Annotated in this window: 1 protein-coding gene; it reads right to left on the minus strand. The window is 77.2% G+C overall.

What is annotated here, in order from left to right:
• Positions 1-120: 120 nt before the first annotated feature.
• Positions 121-1,567 (minus strand): ABC transporter ATP-binding protein/permease (locus tag FOE67_RS25350; RefSeq protein WP_182667151.1); only part of this gene is annotated, 1,447 nt, incomplete at its 5' end.

The raw sequence follows: 1,567 nt of genomic DNA on the forward strand, positions 1-1,567 counted from the left end.
GGGAGGCACCGGACACGGCCGGTCGGTCCCGGCCGCTCCCCCGGGGGGCGGGGACACGCGGGGCGTCCTCCCCGGTCGCGGGGGGCGCGGTCACGGACTCGTCGAGGGAGTGGTCGGGGTTCACAGGGCGGCTCCGCCGGACACGGGGGCCGCGGGCGTGCCGGACGGGTCCCGCGGACCGGATGGGTCGGGGGGTTCGAGGGGGTCGGTTCGATCGGTCGGCACGCCCCGGCCGGCGCCCCCGGCCGTCACCAGTGAGGCGTAGAGCCCGCCGGCGGCGAGGAGCGAGGCGTGGTCGCCGGTCTCGACGACGCGCCCGGAGTCCATGACGAGGATGCGGTGGGCGTCCCGCACCGCCGCCGGTCGGTGGGCCACCACCAGGCAGGTCCGGTCCCCCGCCGCCGCGAGCAGGTCGCGGGTGATCCGCGACTCCCGGTGCTCGTCCACCGCGCTGGTCGCCTCGTCCAGGAGCAGCACCGGGGCCCGCGACAGCAGCGCCCGGGCCAGGGCCAGCCGTTGGCGCTGTCCGCCGGAGAGGGTTTCGCCGCGTTCGCCGAGCACGGTGTCCCATCCGTGGGGCAGCGCCAGGATCTCCTCCAGGATCCCGGCGGAGCGGGCGACCCGGGTCAGGTCGGCGGTGGAGGCGTCGGGCCGGGCCAGGCGCAGGTTCTCCGCGACCGAGGCGTGGAAGAGGTGGGTGCGCTGCGAGACGACGGCGATCCGGCGGCGCAGTTCGGCCAGGGGAAGGGTGTCGAGCCGCCGGCCGCCGAGGAGGATCTCCCCCCGGTCGGGGTCGTGGTGGCGCGCCAGGAGGGAGAGCAGGGTGGACTTGCCCGCCCCCGAGGGGCCGACGAGGGCGGTCACCCGTCCCGCCCCGACCGTGAGGTCCACCCCGTCCAGGGCGGGGTGCCCGGCGCCCGGGTGTCGGAAGGTCACGTCCCGGACCGTGATGTCGGGCGCTCCCCCGTCCGGGCCGCGCCGCCCCTCCGCTCCCCTCCCGGGCGGGGGCACCCGATCCGCGGAGTCAGCGGAGTCCGCGGAGTCCGCGGAGTCAGCGGGATCGGTGACGGCGGGGCGGGCCGAGCGCAGGGCTGCGATGCCGTCGGCGGCGGAGATCCCCAGATAGCCCGAGTGCCACTCCCGCGACAGGTCACGGATCGGGCGGAAGGCCTCGGAGGTGAGCATCAGCACCAGGTACGTGGCGGTCGCCGTGGCGTTCCCCGTGGCGGCGGACCAACAGGCCAGCAGCACGGCGGCGACCGTGCCGCCCTGCACCGCCAGATCGGTGATCCCGGTGTCCACCAGGGAGACCCGCAGCTTGGCCACCGTCGTCCGGTGGACCTCCGCGGACCGGTCCTCCAGCCGTCGACGGACCCGGCCGGTCGCCCCCGCGGCGCGCAGGGCCGGCATGCCCTGCAGGGCCTCCAGGTAGTCGGCGTTCAGACGCTCGTAACCGTCCCAGTGCTCGCCGCCTCGGCGTGCCAGGAGCCGGTCCCAGGCCCGGGGGGCGAGCAGGGCGAGCATCACCGCCGCGGCCAGCACCAGGGCGGGGAGCGGGGCCTGTCTC

Origin of the sequence: Streptomyces calidiresistens (assembly GCF_014141525.1) — a bacterium.
Lineage (GTDB): Bacteria > Actinomycetota > Actinomycetes > Streptomycetales > Streptomycetaceae > Streptomyces > Streptomyces calidiresistens.